Source organism: Sabulicella flocculans (assembly GCF_045449635.1).
Lineage (GTDB): Bacteria > Pseudomonadota > Alphaproteobacteria > Acetobacterales > Acetobacteraceae > Roseococcus.
On record NZ_JBJJBR010000004.1, the window covers coordinates 59,283 to 73,938 of the forward strand.

At 74.8% G+C, this 14,656-nt stretch carries 18 protein-coding genes; 10 read left to right on the forward strand and 8 right to left on the reverse strand.

Annotated elements, in window-relative coordinates:
* Positions 1–71: 71 nt before the first annotated feature.
* Positions 72–407 (forward strand): preprotein translocase subunit YajC, encoded by a 336-nt coding sequence (yajC, locus tag ACI6QG_RS06655; protein WP_407023797.1) that lies wholly within the window; start codon positions 72–74, stop codon positions 405–407.
* A 4-nt stretch (positions 408–411) separates the two neighbouring features.
* Here the strand turns inward: yajC and ACI6QG_RS06660 are convergent, their stop codons facing one another.
* Both ACI6QG_RS06660 and ACI6QG_RS06665 read right to left on the reverse strand, forming a co-directional pair.
* A complete protein-coding gene (locus ACI6QG_RS06660) occupies positions 412–1,128 on the reverse strand; it encodes an SOS response-associated peptidase (protein WP_407023798.1) in 717 nt (238 codons plus the stop codon).
* A 29-nt stretch (positions 1,129–1,157) separates the two neighbouring features.
* Entirely contained in the window at positions 1,158–2,780 is a 1,623-nt protein-coding gene (locus ACI6QG_RS06665) for a GMC family oxidoreductase (protein ID WP_407023799.1), read from the reverse strand.
* A gap of 86 nt (positions 2,781–2,866) precedes the next feature.
* On the opposite strand from ACI6QG_RS06665, the gene ACI6QG_RS06670 reads away from it, so the two are divergent.
* Positions 2,867–3,496, forward strand: coding sequence for a histidine phosphatase family protein (locus ACI6QG_RS06670; RefSeq protein ID WP_407023800.1), 630 nt, complete (start codon positions 2,867–2,869; stop codon positions 3,494–3,496).
* 88 nt (positions 3,497–3,584) lie between these two features.
* On the opposite strand, the gene ACI6QG_RS06675 is transcribed toward ACI6QG_RS06670, so the two are convergent.
* From ACI6QG_RS06675 to ACI6QG_RS06690, 4 genes are read right to left on the reverse strand one after another with little or no spacing between them, the layout of a single operon-like run.
* Positions 3,585–5,006: a M20 family metallopeptidase gene (locus ACI6QG_RS06675; RefSeq protein WP_407023801.1), complete on the reverse strand. Its 1,422-nt coding sequence runs from the start codon at positions 5,004–5,006 to the stop codon at positions 3,585–3,587.
* Positions 5,007–5,038: 32 nt separating this feature from the next.
* On the reverse strand, positions 5,039–5,350 hold the full coding sequence (locus tag ACI6QG_RS06680) for a c-type cytochrome (protein WP_407023802.1): 312 nt from the start codon (positions 5,348–5,350) through the stop codon (positions 5,039–5,041).
* A gap of 52 nt (positions 5,351–5,402) precedes the next feature.
* Positions 5,403–5,876 (reverse strand): MmcB family DNA repair protein, encoded by a 474-nt coding sequence (locus ACI6QG_RS06685; protein ID WP_407023803.1) that lies wholly within the window; start codon positions 5,874–5,876, stop codon positions 5,403–5,405.
* Positions 5,877–5,917: 41 nt separating this feature from the next.
* A complete protein-coding gene (locus tag ACI6QG_RS06690) occupies positions 5,918–6,202 on the reverse strand; it encodes a 4a-hydroxytetrahydrobiopterin dehydratase (protein ID WP_407023804.1) in 285 nt (94 codons plus the stop codon).
* A gap of 27 nt (positions 6,203–6,229) precedes the next feature.
* Here ACI6QG_RS06690 and ACI6QG_RS06695 point away from each other — a divergent pair, with 27 nt between their 5' ends.
* A complete protein-coding gene (locus tag ACI6QG_RS06695; protein ID WP_407023805.1) occupies positions 6,230–6,619 on the forward strand; it encodes a metallopeptidase family protein in 390 nt (129 codons plus the stop codon).
* 1 nt (position 6,620) lies between these two features.
* Here the strand turns inward: ACI6QG_RS06695 and ACI6QG_RS06700 are convergent, their stop codons facing one another.
* Positions 6,621–7,493: a LysR substrate-binding domain-containing protein gene (locus ACI6QG_RS06700; RefSeq protein WP_407023806.1), complete on the reverse strand. Its 873-nt coding sequence runs from the start codon at positions 7,491–7,493 to the stop codon at positions 6,621–6,623.
* Between the two features lie 99 nt (positions 7,494–7,592).
* On the opposite strand from ACI6QG_RS06700, the gene ACI6QG_RS06705 reads away from it, so the two are divergent.
* A complete protein-coding gene (locus ACI6QG_RS06705) occupies positions 7,593–7,790 on the forward strand; it encodes a DUF1127 domain-containing protein (RefSeq protein WP_407023807.1) in 198 nt (65 codons plus the stop codon).
* A gap of 3 nt (positions 7,791–7,793) precedes the next feature.
* On the opposite strand, the gene ACI6QG_RS06710 is transcribed toward ACI6QG_RS06705, so the two are convergent.
* Positions 7,794–8,492 (reverse strand): DUF2848 family protein, encoded by a 699-nt coding sequence (locus tag ACI6QG_RS06710; protein WP_407023808.1) that lies wholly within the window; start codon positions 8,490–8,492, stop codon positions 7,794–7,796.
* Positions 8,493–8,631: 139 nt separating this feature from the next.
* On the opposite strand from ACI6QG_RS06710, the gene ACI6QG_RS06715 reads away from it, so the two are divergent.
* From ACI6QG_RS06715 to ACI6QG_RS06740, 6 genes are all read left to right on the forward strand, one after another.
* Positions 8,632–9,636: a hypothetical protein gene (locus ACI6QG_RS06715; protein WP_407023809.1), complete on the forward strand. Its 1,005-nt coding sequence runs from the start codon at positions 8,632–8,634 to the stop codon at positions 9,634–9,636.
* A 119-nt stretch (positions 9,637–9,755) separates the two neighbouring features.
* Positions 9,756–11,303 carry a serine hydrolase gene (locus tag ACI6QG_RS06720; protein ID WP_407023810.1) on the forward strand — a complete coding sequence of 516 codons (1,548 nt, stop codon included), beginning with the start codon at positions 9,756–9,758 and terminating at the stop codon, positions 11,301–11,303.
* A 31-nt stretch (positions 11,304–11,334) separates the two neighbouring features.
* Positions 11,335–11,886, forward strand: coding sequence for a PEP-CTERM sorting domain-containing protein (locus ACI6QG_RS06725; protein WP_407023811.1), 552 nt, complete (start codon positions 11,335–11,337; stop codon positions 11,884–11,886).
* Between the two features lie 14 nt (positions 11,887–11,900).
* Positions 11,901–12,194 (forward strand): DUF167 domain-containing protein, encoded by a 294-nt coding sequence (locus tag ACI6QG_RS06730; protein ID WP_407023812.1) that lies wholly within the window; start codon positions 11,901–11,903, stop codon positions 12,192–12,194.
* 13 nt (positions 12,195–12,207) lie between these two features.
* Positions 12,208–13,326 carry a chorismate synthase gene (gene aroC, locus ACI6QG_RS06735; protein ID WP_407023813.1) on the forward strand — a complete coding sequence of 373 codons (1,119 nt, stop codon included), beginning with the start codon at positions 12,208–12,210 and terminating at the stop codon, positions 13,324–13,326.
* Positions 13,327–13,419: 93 nt separating this feature from the next.
* On the forward strand, positions 13,420–14,616 hold the full coding sequence (locus ACI6QG_RS06740; RefSeq protein ID WP_407023814.1) for a hypothetical protein: 1,197 nt from the start codon (positions 13,420–13,422) through the stop codon (positions 14,614–14,616).
* Positions 14,617–14,656: the final 40 nt, after the last annotated feature.

The following is a 14,656-nucleotide window of genomic DNA, read 5'->3' on the forward strand; positions in this document are numbered from 1 at the left end:
GCCGCCCCTTCCGGTTGACGCAAGGCCCGGGTCGGGCCAGATGCGGCCCGACCCCCATTCCGCGAGGACCGATGTTCATCTCCCCCGCCTTTGCCCAGGACGCGACCGCCGGCGCGGGCGCCGTCTTCATGCAGCTGATGCCGCTGCTGCTCATCTTCGTGGTGTTCTACTTCCTGCTGATCCGCCCGCAGCAGAAGAAGATGAAGGAGCACAAGGCGATGCTGGGCAGCCTGAAGCGCGGCGACAAGGTGGTCACCGCCGGGGGCATCGTCGGCGAGGTGAAGAAGGTGACCGAGGGCAGCGACGTGCTGGAGGTGGAGATCGCCCCCAACGTCCGCGTCGAGGTGGTGCGCGGCACCATCGGCAGCGTCGTGCGGCCCGAGATCGCCAACGACGCCAAGGGCTGAGGCGTCAGCCCGGCGCGTCGGTCATCAGCCCCTCGATGGGCGGGGCGTCGGCGTAGGGCTCCAGCAGGGCCGGGTCGTTCTCGCTCACCTTGCCGACGCGCGGATGCACCGGGCGGAAGGCCAGCAGGGCGTCGTCCAGCGGCGTCAGGAGAGCTTGCAGCGCCTCCGGCGCCGCCTCGCGCTCACCCAGCCAAGCCGGCCAGGCGGCGCGCGGCAGCAGCACCGGCATGCGGTGGTGCAGCAGGGCCTGCCGTCCGGCGGCGTCGGTGGTGATGATGCTGTAGGTGCGCAGCCAGCTGCCATCCTCGGCCTTCCAGCCCTCCCACAGGCCGGCGGCGGCCATCGGGCTGCCATCGGCCATGGTGGCGAGGTAGGGCTGGCGCCGGCCCTCCATCGCCTTCCATTCGTAGAAGCCGTCCATCGGCACTAGGCAGCGGCGCCGGCGGAACGCCTCGCGGAAGGCGGGCTTCTGCGCCACGCCGTCGGCGCGAGCGTTGATCATGCGCGCCCCGCCCTTGGCGTCCTTGGACCAGTAGGGAACCAGGCCCCACTGCAGCGCATCCAGGTGGCGCTGCCCGTCCTGCGGGTTGTGGCGCACCACCAGGGAGGCCTGGGTGGGCGCGATGTTGTAGGACGGCCCGTGGTTGGGCACCGGCCCGCCCACGTCGAAATAGGCCGCGATCTCGGCATTGGGCCGGTGGAGGAGGTAGCGCCCGCACATGCCGGCTGAACCCCGCCCGCCCGCGCCGGTTACGCCGCCACCGCCTCGCGCCCGCGGATGAAGTCGCTGGCCTTCTCGGCGATCATCAGCGTGGTGGCGTAGGTGTTGGCGCTGGTCATGGAGGGCATGATGGAGGCGTCCACCACCCGCAGCCCCTGCAGCCCATGCACCCGCAACCGGTCGTCCACTACCGCCATCGGGTCGTCCTGCGGGCCCATCTTGCAGGTGCCGATCAGGTGATAGGTGGTGGAGGAGTTGCGGCGCGAGAAGTCCATCAGCTCGTCATCGGTCTGCGCCTGCGGGCCGGGCAACACCTCGCGCTCCAGGATGGCGTTCATCTGCGGGGTGGAGAGCATGCGCCGCAGCAGCCGCATCCCGCCCAGGTGGACGCGCTGGTCCATCGGGTCGCTCAGGTAGTTGGGCTGCAGTTCCGGGTCCTGCCACACATCCGTCGAGCGCGCCCGCACCCAGCCCTTGCTTTCGGGCCGGTGCTGCCAGGCGCCGGCGGTGACGCCCGGCTCGTCGTCCAGCACGTAGACCATGCCTTCCTTGTAGGAACCGGGGGTGAAGACGCATTGCAGGTCCGGCTGGTCCAGCCCCTCGAAGCTCTTCCAGAAGACGTGCACGTGCGACGGCGCGGTGGCCAGCGCCGAGGGCAGCCCGGCGCCCCAGCGCGCCACCTGCCCGGCCAGCCGCAGCCCGCGCGCCTGCTGGTTCAGCGTCAGCACGCCGGGCTTGGCGCGCATGACGAAGCGCGCGGCGTAGTGGTCGCGGAAGTTCTCGCCGACGCCGGGCAGTTCGTGGCGCAGCTCCACGCCCAGGTCGCGCACCCAGCCTGGCCCAATGCCGCTGACCTGCAGCAGACGCGCGGTGTTGGCGGTGCCGCCGGACAGGATCACCTCGCGCCGCGCCCGCACCTCGGTGGCCAGCCCGCCGCGGTCGCGCTGGTAGCGGATGGCGGTGGCGCGCGTCCCCTCCAGCACCACCTGGCAGGCGCGGGCGTTGGTGCGCACCTCCAGGTTGGGCCGGGACAGCGCCTTGTGCAGGAAGGCGCGATAGGCCGAGACGCGCCGGCCGTTGAGGATGGCGCGCTGGTAGTAGCCCACCCCCGCCTGGTCGCCCGAGTTGTAGTCCGGGTTGCGCGGGATCCCCATGCCGACGCAGCCGGCGATGAAGGCCTCGCTGACCGGGTGGATCCAGTCCATGTCCGTCACCGGGATGCCCTGCTCGCGGCCGCGGCGGGCGTCGTCGCCGAAGCCGATGCGGCGTTCGGTGCGCATGTAGTAGGGCAGGCAGTCGGCGTAGCCCCAGCCGCGGTTGCCGCGCTGCGCCCAGCTGTCCAGGTCGCCCGGCTGGCCGCGGTTGTAGATCATGCCGTTGACGGAGGAGGAGCCGCCCAGCGTGCGCCCCTGCACGGTGGCGATGCGCCGCCCGGCGGTGTTCGGCCCCGGCTCGGTGGAGAATTGCCAGGTGACGCCGGGGTCCTTCAGCGTCTTGATGAAGCCGGCGGGGATGTGGATGAAGGGGTGGCGGTCGGGCGGCCCGGCCTCCAGCACGCAGACGGTGGCGGCGGGGTCCTCGCTCAGCCGGGCGGCAAGCAGCGAGCCGGCGGCGCCGCAGCCCACGATCACGTAGTCGAACTCGTCCGCCATGCCCCGGCCCCTCCCATTCCTCATGCCGGAGCCTACGCCGGTGCGCCGCCATGGCAATCCGCCGGGGCGCACGCCAGGATGCGCCGATGCTGCGCCGCGCCGTCCTCGCCTGCCTGCTGCCGGCCGCCGCCGTGGCCCAGGAACGGCTGCGCCCGCTGCGCTGGGATGCGCCGGAGGCCGCGCCGCTGCTGGCCCGGCTGCGGCAAGGCGGCGTCACCCTGTTCTTCCGCCACGCCGATACCCGCGGCGAGCCCTGCGACCGCTCCTTCCGCGTCGGCGACCGTGCCGGGCAGCGCAACATCTCGCCCGAGGGCGTGGCGCAGTCCCGCGCCATCGGCGCGCGGCTGGCGGCGCTGGGCGTGGCGGTCGAGCGCCCGGTGCTGGCCGGCCCGGTGTTCCGCGCCCGCGACACCGCGGAGGCGATGTTCGGCGCCGAGGCGGTGCAGGTGACGGATTCCCTGCTGGCCGACGACTTCAGCGGCCCGCGCCTGGACTGGGTGCTGGCCGAGCACCGGCGCCTGTTCGCCCAGACGGTGCCGCCGGGCCGGGTGCGGGTGCTGGTCGGCCACCGCACCCCGGCCATCATGGTGCTGGGCGACGCGCTGGTTGGCGGCCGCGCCTTCCCCGAGGGCGCGGCGCTGGTGATCGAGCGCGGCGCCGCGCTGGGCATCCTGGAGCTGGCGCCGCTGGAGGGCGGCGGGTTCCACGGCTGCTAGATCATGATCCTCCAGCGCGGATCATGACCCAGCCTTTGCTGAGAGGACGATTCACCGCTTTGATGAGCCCATCAAAGCGGATCGTGCCCTACACCGCCAGCGACATCCCGATCGGCGGCGTCGCGTCCTCCGGCAGCGGGCAGACGTAGCGCCCGCCGGTCTTGCCGTGGTGCTCGGCCTTGGCGGCGGCGATGACCTCCGGCCGGGTCAGCGCGTCCACCGCCGTGCTGGCCATCACCTTGGCCACGTGCACCATGCCCTTGTGCGCGTGCGGCAGCGTGCCCTGCGCGGTGGCCTGCCAGGAATGCAGCGGCGTGCCGACGGCGTGCGTCGCACCCCGCGCCTGCACCGTGGGCACCTTCCACGACACGTCGCCCACGTCGGTGCTGCCCACCATCGGCACGCGCGGCGCGTCCAGCGCCGGGATGCGGTCGGCCAGCGGCGACTCCGCGCGCGGCAGGCCGATGCGGCGATAGGCGGAGGAGATCTCCTCCTCGCCCAGCGTGGCCTGGAATTCCGCGGCGCGCGCGTGGTCGGCGGCGTCGAAGGGGGGCGGGCCGAGGCGGTCCAGCGCCGCCTGCATCAGCTCCTCCAGCGGGCGGTTGCCCAGCAGGTTGGACACGGCGGAAACCACCCGCGTCTCCACCCGCGTCTCCGTCATCAGGGCGGCGCCGTCGGCGATCTTGCGCACGCGGGCCACCAGGCGGTTCAGGTCCTCCACGTCGGCGGCGCGGATCAGGTAGCGCACCTTGGCCTTGGCCTGCACCACGTTGGGCGCCACGCCCCCGGCATCGAGGTAGGCGTAGTGGATGCGGCTTTCCTGCGGCACGTGCTCGCGCAGGTAGTTCACGCCCACGCTCATCAGCTCCACCGCATCCAGCGCCGAGCGGCCCAGGTGCGGCGAGGCCGCGGCGTGCGAGGCGCGGCCGTGGAAGGTGAAGTCGATGCGGGTGTTGGCCAGCGACAGCGGCTCGTTCACCGCCGCGAAGCCCGAGGGATGCCAGGAGATGGCGATGTCCACGTCGTCGAACAGCCCGGCGCGGGTCATGAAGCCCTTGGCGGCGCCGCCTTCCTCGGCCGGGCAGCCGTAGTAGCGCACGCGGCCGGGCAGGCCGTTGGCGGCCAGCCAGTCCTTCACCGCAGTGGCGGCGAGCAGCGAGCCGGCGCCCAACAGGTTGTGGCCGCAGGCATGCCCGTTTCCGTCGCCCGGCATGGGGCGATGCTCGGCCACGCCGGCCTCGTTGCTCAGGCCGGGCAGGGCGTCGAACTCGCCCAGGATGGCGATGACCGGGCCGCCCTCGCCGGCCTCGCCCATCATGGCGGTGGGGATGCCGGCCAGCTGCTCCGTCACCCGGAAGCCCTGCGCGTGCAGGAAGGCGGTGTGCTCGGCGGCCGACTTCGTCTCGGCATAGGCCAGCTCCGGCGTGGCCCAGACGCGGTCGGAGAGGCCGATCGCCTCCTCCTGCTTGGCCTCGACGAAGGTCCAGACGGCATCGGTGTTGCGGCTCATGGGGATTCCTTTCTGCCGGCAGGATGCCCCGCTCAGCGCCTCTGGGCCAGCAGCCAAGCAATTACGGCATCGGCCTCGGCGCGGGACAGGCGGTGGTCTGGCATGTCCGGATGCGGCAGGGCCAGGAAGGCGCGCAGCCCTTCCAGCGTGGCGCGCGGGGCGATGGCGGCGAAGGGGGGCGCGGCGTCGCCGGTGGGCGGGGCCATGCCGGGGGCGACGGCGTGGCAATTGGCGCACCATTGCCGCGCCAGCCGCTCGCCCAGTTCCAGGTCGCCGGCCGGCGCCCCGGCGGTCTGGGCCGCGGCGGGCAGGGCGAGGAGCAGGGCGGCGAGGAAGCGCATCATGCCCGGAACGATGCGCCGGCCGGGGCCGCCGGCGCAACCGGCGCCGGGCGGTTCAGTCCGACAGCAGGGCGGCGCGACGCTCGGTCTGCCCGGCGGGGTCGGTGGCGGCGGCCAGCCGCTGGGCGGCGACGCAGGCGAAGCGGTGCAGCAGCGCGCGGCGGCGGGCCGGGTGCATGGCGTGGGCGAAGGCGGCGCGGATCTCCGCCGCCTCCCAGCCATCGCTGACCCACAGGCCGCAATCCTCCGGCAGCAGGTCCTGCGGGAAGTCGAGGTCCACGGCGAAGTGCAGCTCGTCGCAGAACTCGCGGTAGTCGGGCCACTTCATGTCGGCCAGGAAGTCGCGCGCGCAGGACTTCACCTCGATGATGGCGAAGCCGCCATCGGGGCGAAGGGCCAGGATGTCGGCGCGGCGGCCATTGGGCAGCGGCACCTCCAGCACGGGCGACCAGCCGCGGGCCAGGCAGGCGCGCAGGGCCGCGCGGGTCACGGCGGCGGTGCGGGCGGGGAGGGGAAGGGCATCGTCCACGCCCCCTGTTTGTTCCCGAACGCCCCGCCGCGCAACCTCCTTCAGCGGGAAAGCGAATCGATGGCGTGCGCCAGCCGGGCGTCGCGGGCGGACAGGCCTCCGGCGTCGTGCGTGGTCAGCCGGATGCGGACGCGGCCATAGACGTTGGACCATTCGGGGTGGTGGTCCTGCTGCTCGGCCAGCAGAGCGACGCGGGACATGAAGCCCCAGGCGGCGGAAAAGTCGCGGAAGTTCCATTCCCGCTCCAGCGCCTCACCCTCCAGGCGCCAGCCGGGCAGTTCCCCGGCCAGCCGCGCGCGCGCCGCCCCATCCAGCTTCTCGACCACGCCATCCTCCCGTGCCAAAGCGCACCGATGCGACCGACCACGCCCCCGAGCACCGAGGACCTCCTGGAGATGGCGGAGGACGCGCTGGCCGCAATCCCCGCCGCGCTGCGCGAGCTGGTGAATGGCGCCGCCATCCTGGTGGAGGAGGTGCCGGACGAGGAGACGGTGGAGGCGATGGGCCTGGACAGCCCGTGGGAGCTGACCGGCCTGTACCGCGGCGTGCCGCTGACGCAGAAGGGCTTCGGCGACGCCCCGGGCGAGCCCGACCTCATCCTGCTCTACCGCGAGCCCATCCTGCTGGAATGGATCGAGACGGGGGAGGACCTGTTCGCCCTGGTCCGCAACGTGCTGATCCACGAGATCGGCCACCATTTCGGGCTGAGCGACGAGGAGATCGCCCGGCTGGAATCGGAGTAGCTCAGGCCGCGAACCCCGCCCGGATGGCTTCGGCCAGCGCCGCCACGTGCGGCGGCGGGCGGGCGCCCAGCAGCCGCTCGGCCAGCGCCAGCTGGATGCCCATGTCGGGCAGGGCGGGCATACCCTCCGCCTCGCCCAGCCATTGCAGGCCAGGCGGCAGCCGGGTGGGGGTGGAGACGGTGAGCGCCAGCCCGGCCAGCGCCACCGCGAAGCAGCCGGATTGCGTGGTGGAGTTGTAGGCCACCCGCACCCGCCGCCCCGCCTGGCCCAGCGCCGCCACCGCCGCGCTGCGCCAGGTGCAGCCCGCCCGCGCCAAGGCCAGCGGCAGCGGGTCGCGCCGGTGCAGCGCCGCGCCCGCCGGGCCGACCCAGCGCAGCGGGCCGCGCCAGATCTCCTCGCCGGGGCGCGACTGGCCCTCGGTGATGATGGCCAGGTCCACCCGGCTTTCCACCAGCCGCCGCGCCAGCTCGTCGGAGGACATGCACAGCACCTCCACCTCGATGCCGGGATGGGTGCGGGCGAAGCCGGCCAGGATGCCCGGCAGCCAGTCCAGCGCGTAGTCGTCCGGCGAGCCCAGCACCACCTCGCCGGTCAGCGGGGCGGCGCGGAAATGGCTGAGGATTTCCTCGTTCAGCGCCAGCAGGGTGCGGGCGCGCTCCAGCAGCCAGCGGCCCTTCTCCGTGGGCGCGAGGCCGCGCGCGTCGCGCTCCAGCAGGGCGCCGCCCACCAGCTCCTCAAGCCGCCGCATCTGCATGGAGACGGCGGATTGCGTGCGGCCGACCTTGCGCGCGGCGGCGGTCACGCTGTCGCCGCCGGCGATCAGCACGAAGGAGCGCAGCAGCTCCGGGTCCAGGCCGGCGGGGAGCATGGGCATCAACCGGATTGATGTTGCCCTTCAAGATTAGTCGTTGGATTGATGCTGGCCAAGGGTGGGATGGTGCGCGCGCAGCCAGCCACGGAAGGACCTGCCCCGATGAGCGCCCACCTCGCCCCCGCCGCCTTCGCCCCGATGCGCCGCGCCGCGCGCCCGGCGGCCGCGCTGCTGGCGGAGATGGTCCGCCGCATCCGCACCCGCGCCCGCCTGGCCGAACTGGACGAGCGCCTGCTGCGCGACGTCGGCCTCTCGCCGATGGACGCGGCGCGCGAGGCCGCCAAGGCGCCGTGGGAGTGAGCTTCAGTCGTTGATGGGCAGCGCGTCCATCGCGTAGCGGCATTCGATGGCGCCGCCCTGCGGGTCCTCCAGCCGGGCGGCGAACTCGTCGGCCCAGGCGATGGCGCCGTGGGTGGCCAGGGTGCCCAGGAACATGGCGCCGCCGACCGGCAGGGGGTGGCGCCGCAGCAGGTCGTCCGGGTGGCGCAGGGCCGCCACCGTGCCGGCCTGGTAGTCCAGCCACTCCCCGCCGCGGCGGATGCGCGCGGAAAGGCGGAAGCCGTCCCACCGCTCGCGCACCTCCGCCCAGCGGAACACCTGCCGGCTCAGCGGCTTTGCGCACATCTGCTTGGACCAGGTGACGCCCGCCGCCTCGGCCGCGCGGTCGGTGTGGTCGGAGCCGACGGCGATGAAGTCGCCTTGGGGCAGGCGCAGGAACACCGCCTCCGCCTCGCCGGTGCTGCCTTTGCCGGCCAGCTGCACGCGCGGCGCCTGCGTCAGCAGGCTGGCGGAGACGCGGTAGAACAGCGGCATCTCGCGCGGGGGCTTCACCCCGATGGCGGCCAGCTCCTCGATGTGGTGCTGCACCGCGGCGGCGTCGCGCCCCGCCCAGCCGGCGATGACCAGGGTGTGGATGGTGGCGGCGAAGCCCTGGCCGCCGGCCTCGAAGGCGAGGGGGGCGCCGACGCCCGGCGTGGCATCGGCTTGCTCGGACACGGACATGCGGTGGGCTTCCCTCCCGTTGGGTTCGGCGGCGGGCAGCATCGGCCGGCGCGCCGGGTTCCGCCAGGGTGGCCCGGCGCGGCTTGGAACTTCCTGGAATAATCGGCCAGACTTCGCCAAGGCATGGAGGGCAACGGCGGTGAAGGGTTCCAGCGGAGGCCTCAGGGCGCGGGACGTCGCCGCGAAGCTGCGCCTGACCGCCGCCGCGCTGGGCCTGTCCGGGCAGAAGGAGCTGTGCGCAGCCTTCCGCCGCGCCAACCCCGCCACCGGCTTCGACCTCGAGCGGTCCTACAAGTGGGTGCAGGGGCGCGCCACGCCCCGCGACGCCGGCGTGTTCGCGGACTGGGCGATGGTGTGCGGGCTGGGCCGTCCCGGCGCCTGGGTCGCCGCAAGCAGCCTGGAGGAATTCACCACCCTGCTGGCCGCCCGGCACGGGCTGGACCCCGAGGTGCTGCGCCGCCGCGCCGGGCTGGACGGCGAGGCGCCGCCCACCTGGGCCGCCGCCCCCGCCGGACGCGACGAGCGCTACCTGGCCGGGTCCTACGCCTGCTTCTCCCTGGCGCAGTCGCCCTACTACGCCGGGCGCATCATCCGCGGCGCCGTGGCGCTGGAGGAGGCGGCGGTGCCCGGCGGCCCCGCCGCGCTGGCGGCGCGCTGCGAGCAGGCGCTGCCCTCTGGCATGGCCAGCCTCGCCGGGCCGGCGCTGGTCGGGGCGGGGCGGGCGCTGACGCTGGCGCTGCACGCACAGTGCAGCGCCGGCACCTCGCCGCTGTGCTTCTCCTTGGTGCTGCCGGCGCCGCCGGCCAGCCTGCTGGCGGGCATCATGACCGGCTTCACCATGATCGACCCGGCCGGCCAGCCGCCCTACGCCACCCGCGTCGCCATGGTGCGGGTGCCGGCCCCGTCCGCTGCCGTCGCGTCCAGCGGCGGCTACATGGAGGCGGCGCCGGCCGCCATCGCGCGGGACCTCGCCGCCCAGGGGCTGGCGGGCAGCGGGGGCCGGGAACTGGGGGCGCTGCTGCTGGCGTTCCTGCGGGCCGGGGCGGGCGGCGGCACCATCCGGCTGCCGGCGGAGGAGCACGCCGCCCTGGCCGCCGCCTGCGACCGCGCCTGGCTGGACACGCTGGCGGCGCGCGCCGCGTAGGCCGGCCCGCCGCCGCTTCCCGGAATTTCCATGCCTTGCCATGCGGTTCCAGGCGCCGCCCTTGCCGGGTGCGCGGGGCGGGACGGAGGATGCGGCGGCAACGGACAGGGTGAGGGCACATGCTGCGGCGCAGGGCGCTTCCGGCCATCGCACCCCTCGCGGCGGCGGCGCTGGCGGGCCAGGGCCGGGCAGCGGCCTCGGCCGAGGGCGTGGCGCGGATCGTGCCGGCGCTGGATGAGCACGCCGCTGGGCTGATGCGCCGCACCGGCGTGCCGGGACTGGCCCTGGCCGTGGCCCGGCACGACCGGGTGCTGCACCTGCGCGGCTTCGGCGTCCGCGCGGCCGGGCGGCCGGAGCCGGTGGACGCCGACACCGTGTTCCAGCTTGCCTCGCTGTCCAAGCCGGTGGCCGCCACGGTGATCGCCGCGCTGGTCGGCGACGGGGTGGTGGGGTGGGATGACCCGGTGGCCCGCCACGACCCCGGCTTCGCCCTGGCCGATGCCTGGACGACGCGCGCGGTGACCCTGCGCGACCTGCTGTGCCACCGCAGCGGCCTGCCCGACCACGCGGGCGACCTGCTGGAGGATCTGGGCTTCGGGCGCGAGGAGGTGCTGCACCGGCTGCGCCACGTCCCGCCGGGGCCGTTCCGCGCCGCCTACGCCTACACCAATTTCGGCTTCACCCAGGCCGCGGTCGCCGCCGCGCGCGCCGCCGGCCAGCCGTGGGAGGAACTGTCCGCGGCGCGGCTCTACCGGCGCATCGGCATGGCGCGCACCACCTCGCGCTTCGCCCAGTTCCAGGCGCAGGCGAACCGCGCCCTGGGCCATGTCCCGCGCGAGGGCGGCGGCTGGGTTCCCGGCCCGGTGCGCGACGCCGACGCGCAATCACCGGCGGGCGGCGTCAGCTCCTCGGCGCGCGACCTGTCGGCCTGGCTGCGCCTGCAGCTCGGCCGCGGCAGGCTCGATGGCGCGGCGATGGTGCAGGCGGCGGCGCTGGACGAGACGCAGCGCCCCCAGGTGGTCAACGACGCCGCGGCCGACCCGGCGCGGGACGGCACCGGCTTCTACGGCCTGGGCTGGAATGTCGGGCGCGACGCGGAAGGGCGCGTGCTGTGGAACCACTCGGGCGCGTTCAACCTCGGCGCCGCCACCTGCGTGCACATCCTGCCGGCGGAGGACCTGGCGGTGGTGGTGCTGGTGAACGCCCGCCCGGTCGGCGTGGCGGAGGCGCTGTGCCGCGCCTGCCTGGACCTGGCCACCGCCGGGCGCGTCACGCGGGACTGGCTGCCGCCCTTCGCCGCCGCCTTCGCGCGCATGTCGGAGCCGGACTACGGCGCGGCGGTGGCGCCCGGCCGGCGGCCGGAGCGGCCGCAGCCGCCGCTGCCGCCCGGCGCCTATGCCGGCGCCTACCGCAACGCCCTGTACGGCGAGGCCGCCGTGGCGGAGGAGCCTGGCGGCCTTCTGGCGCTGCACATGGGGCCGCGCGGACGCCGCTTCCCCCTGGCGCACTTCAACCGCGACAGCTTCACCTTCCAGCCGGACGGCGAGAACGCCTCCGGCCCCGCCGCCGTCGCCTTCTCCGTGGGGCCCGACGGCCGGGCCGGCGCCGTCACGGTGGAGAACCTGGATGCCGGGGGGCAGGGCCGCTTCCTGCGCCACGGGGGATGAACCGCTGCCACCACGTGAGAGGGATCACGCCATGATGCTCCGCCGCCTCGCCTTCGCCCTGCTGCTCGCGCTGTCCGCCGCGCCGGGGGCGGCGCGCGCCTCCTGGGTGGGGAGCCTGCTGAACGTGCAGGTCCTGACGCCCGACCCGCAGACCGTCGCCTACAACGGCAACGTCATCGCGCCCGCTTCGGGCCTGAACATCTTCGACCTCCCCGGGCTGCTGCTGTCCATCGGCGGGCCGGGCATCTCGCTGGTGAGCACGGGCACCGCGGCCTTCGACTTCCAGGCGCCGTCCGTGATCGTGAAGGTGACGGACCTCACCGCGTCGCGCATCCTCAACGCGCAGGTGAACCCGGCCTCCACCATCCCGCTCGGGCGGGGGTCGCTGATCTCGGGGGCCAACTTCGTGCAGTTCGACCTGGGGCAGACGCAGATCCCCCCGCTGGGCTTCCTGAGCGTGGACGTCGCCTTCCTGCCGGGCGGGCCGACCGGGGTGCCGGCGCCGGCCTCGCTGCTCCTGTTCGGGCTGGGCCTGGCCGGGCTGGCGGGCGTGCGGGCCCGGCGCGCGGGGCCGGGGGCCTGAACCCCTGGCAGGAGATGCCCTGGGGGGTGGCGCTGCTGGTGCGCGTCACCCCGGGCGCGCGCCGCGACGCGGTGGAGGGACGGCTGGACACGCCCGACGGCCCGGCCCTGCGCCTGCGCGTGGCCGCCCCGCCGGTGGACGGCGCGGCCAACGCCGCGGTGCTGGCGCTGGTGGCGCGGGAGCTGGGGGTGCGGCCGGGTGCCGTGACCTTGCGCGGCGGCGAGGCGTCCCGCCGCAAGCGGCTGGCGGTGGCGGGCGACCCGGCGGCGCTGGCGCGGCGGCTGGCGGAACTGTGCCGCGGGGGGTAATCCCTGGGCCACCATGTCGCACAACAGCTTCGGCCACCTGTTCCGCGTCACCACCTGGGGCGAGAGCCACGGCCCGGCGATCGGCTGCGTGGTGGATGGCTGCCCGCCCGGCCTCGAGCTGGACGAGGCGTGGATCCAGCCCTTCCTGGATGCCCGCCGCCCCGGCTCCTCCAAGTTCGTGACGCAGCGGCAGGAGCCCGACCAGGTTCGCATCCTGTCCGGCGTGTTCGAGGGGCGCACCACCGGCACGCCCATCGCGCTGGAGATCGCCAACCAGGACCAGCGCTCCAAGGATTACGGCGAGATCGCGCAGAGCTTCCGTCCCGGCCACGCCGACATCGCCTATGAATGGAAGTACGGCGTGCGGGACCACCGCGGCGGCGGGCGCTCCAGCGCGCGCGAAACGGCGATGCGGGTGGCGGCCGGCGCGGTGGCCCGCCGGGTGCTGGGCGAGGGCGTGGTGATCCGCGGCGCCCTGGTGCAGGTGGGCGAGGACCGGGTGGACCGCGCCGCCTGGGACTGGGACGCGGTGCGCGACAACGCGTTCTGGTGCCCCGACCGCGCCGCCGCCGCCCGGTGGGAGGCGCTGCTGGCCGCCGTGCGCAAGGCCGGCAGCAGCGTCGGCGCCGTCATCGAGCTGGTGGCGGAGGGCGTGCCCCCCGGGCTGGGCGCCCCCATCTACGGCAAGCTGGACGCCGACATCGCCGCGGCGCTGATGGGCATCAACGCCGTGAAGGGCGTGGAGATCGGCGAGGGCTTCGCCGCCGCCGCCCTGCGCGGCGAGGACAACGCCGATGAGATGCGCGTCCGCCAGGACGGGCAGGTGGAGTTCCTGGCCAACCATGCCGGCGGGGTGCTGGGCGGGATCTCCACCGGGCAGCCGGTGGTGGCCCGCTTCGCCGTGAAGCCGACCAGCTCCATCCTGACGCCGCGCCGCAGCGTGACCCGCGCCGGCGCGGACACCGAGGTGCTGACCCGCGGCCGCCACGACCCCTGCGTGGGCATCCGCGCCGTGCCGGTGGGCGAGGCGATGCTGGCCTGCGTGCTGGCCGACCACCTGCTGCGCCACCGGGCGCAAAATCCCGGCGCGCCGGCCCGGGCGGTGCTTCCGCGGGAGAGCCTGAGTAACTAAGTAAGTTATTGCCCCGACGCGGTGGTCATGGTTAGTTGTTGACCCTGCACCCGTCTCGGGCGCAGATCGAACCGCAAATGAAATGAGTGCGCCATGCCCTTCGCGGACGCCGCCCCCGACCACCAGGCCCTGCGCGCCTTCCTGGCGCTCGGCGGCGTCGGGCGCTGGCAGCTGCGCGCACGGGAGCTGTCGGACCGGCTGCGCGCCGGCGCCCATTCCGCCCGCGCCGCCCAGCAGCGCCACGCGCTGGAGCTGGTGCTGGCGCGCCTCGCCGGCAAGGCCGAGGCGCTGGCGAGCGCCGGCCGCACAGAGCGCCGGGTCTGCCTGCTGGCGCAGGAGGCGGTGCGCCTGTCGGCCACGCTGGATGACGGCCCGGCCCGCCGCCTGCGCGCCCTGGTGGAGCGCGGGCTGGAAGGCGAGGGCAACCTGGTGCCGCTGTTCCACCTGCTGCGCACGGCCGCCCTGTTCCGCGCCCGCGGCTTCGAGGTGCGGCATGACGGCCTGCTGCACGGCACCGCGCACGACCTGATGGTGCGCCGCGAGCACGCCCTGGCCGAGGTGGCGTGCGAGACCCTGTCCGCCGAGGAGGGGCGCCCGCTGCACAAGGGCGACTGGGCGGCCCTGGTGGACATGGTGAACCCCGAGCTGCAGACCTGGCTGGCCGCGCATCCCGGCCGCTACGTCCTCAAGATGACCCTGCCCGACGGCATCGCCGACCCCGCGCGCCTGCCGGAGCTGCACCGGCGCATCGCCGGCATGCTGGCGGCCCAGAAGCGGCAGGACAGCGCCGCCGACTGCATCCTGAAGCTGGACCCGCTGGCCCTGGCTGGCGCCCAGGCCGGCGCCGCCCTGCCGGCGCGCCTGCGCGCGCAGTTCGGCCAGGAGGCCCACCTGGCCGTCACCGGCGACGCCGCCTCGGGCTCGGTGATGGTGATGGCGGCCCGCGCGGGGCGCGAGAACGAGGTCAGCGCCGCCGCGGCCCGGCGCCTGTCGGACACCGCCCAGGCGCGGCTGTCCGGCCGGCAGCCCGGCATCCTGGCGCTGTTCCTGGAGGATTTGGAGCCCGCGGAGTGGCATGGCCTGCGCGCCTCGCTGGAGCTGGAGGGCGCCTGCCGCCGCTTCCTGACCACGCCCGAGGCGCGCCGCGTGGTGGCGGTGACCTGCGCCACCCGGCAGGAGCTGCTGGGCCTGCCCGGCGCGGCGCCGGAGGGGGAGCTGCGCTTCCGCAACCCCGCCCACCCGGCCGCGCGCTCGCCGGGGCTGGAGCCGGCCATCGCGTCCAGCCTGTAGCATCCCGGGGTTGCCCCGCCGGGCGCGAGGGTCTAACCCA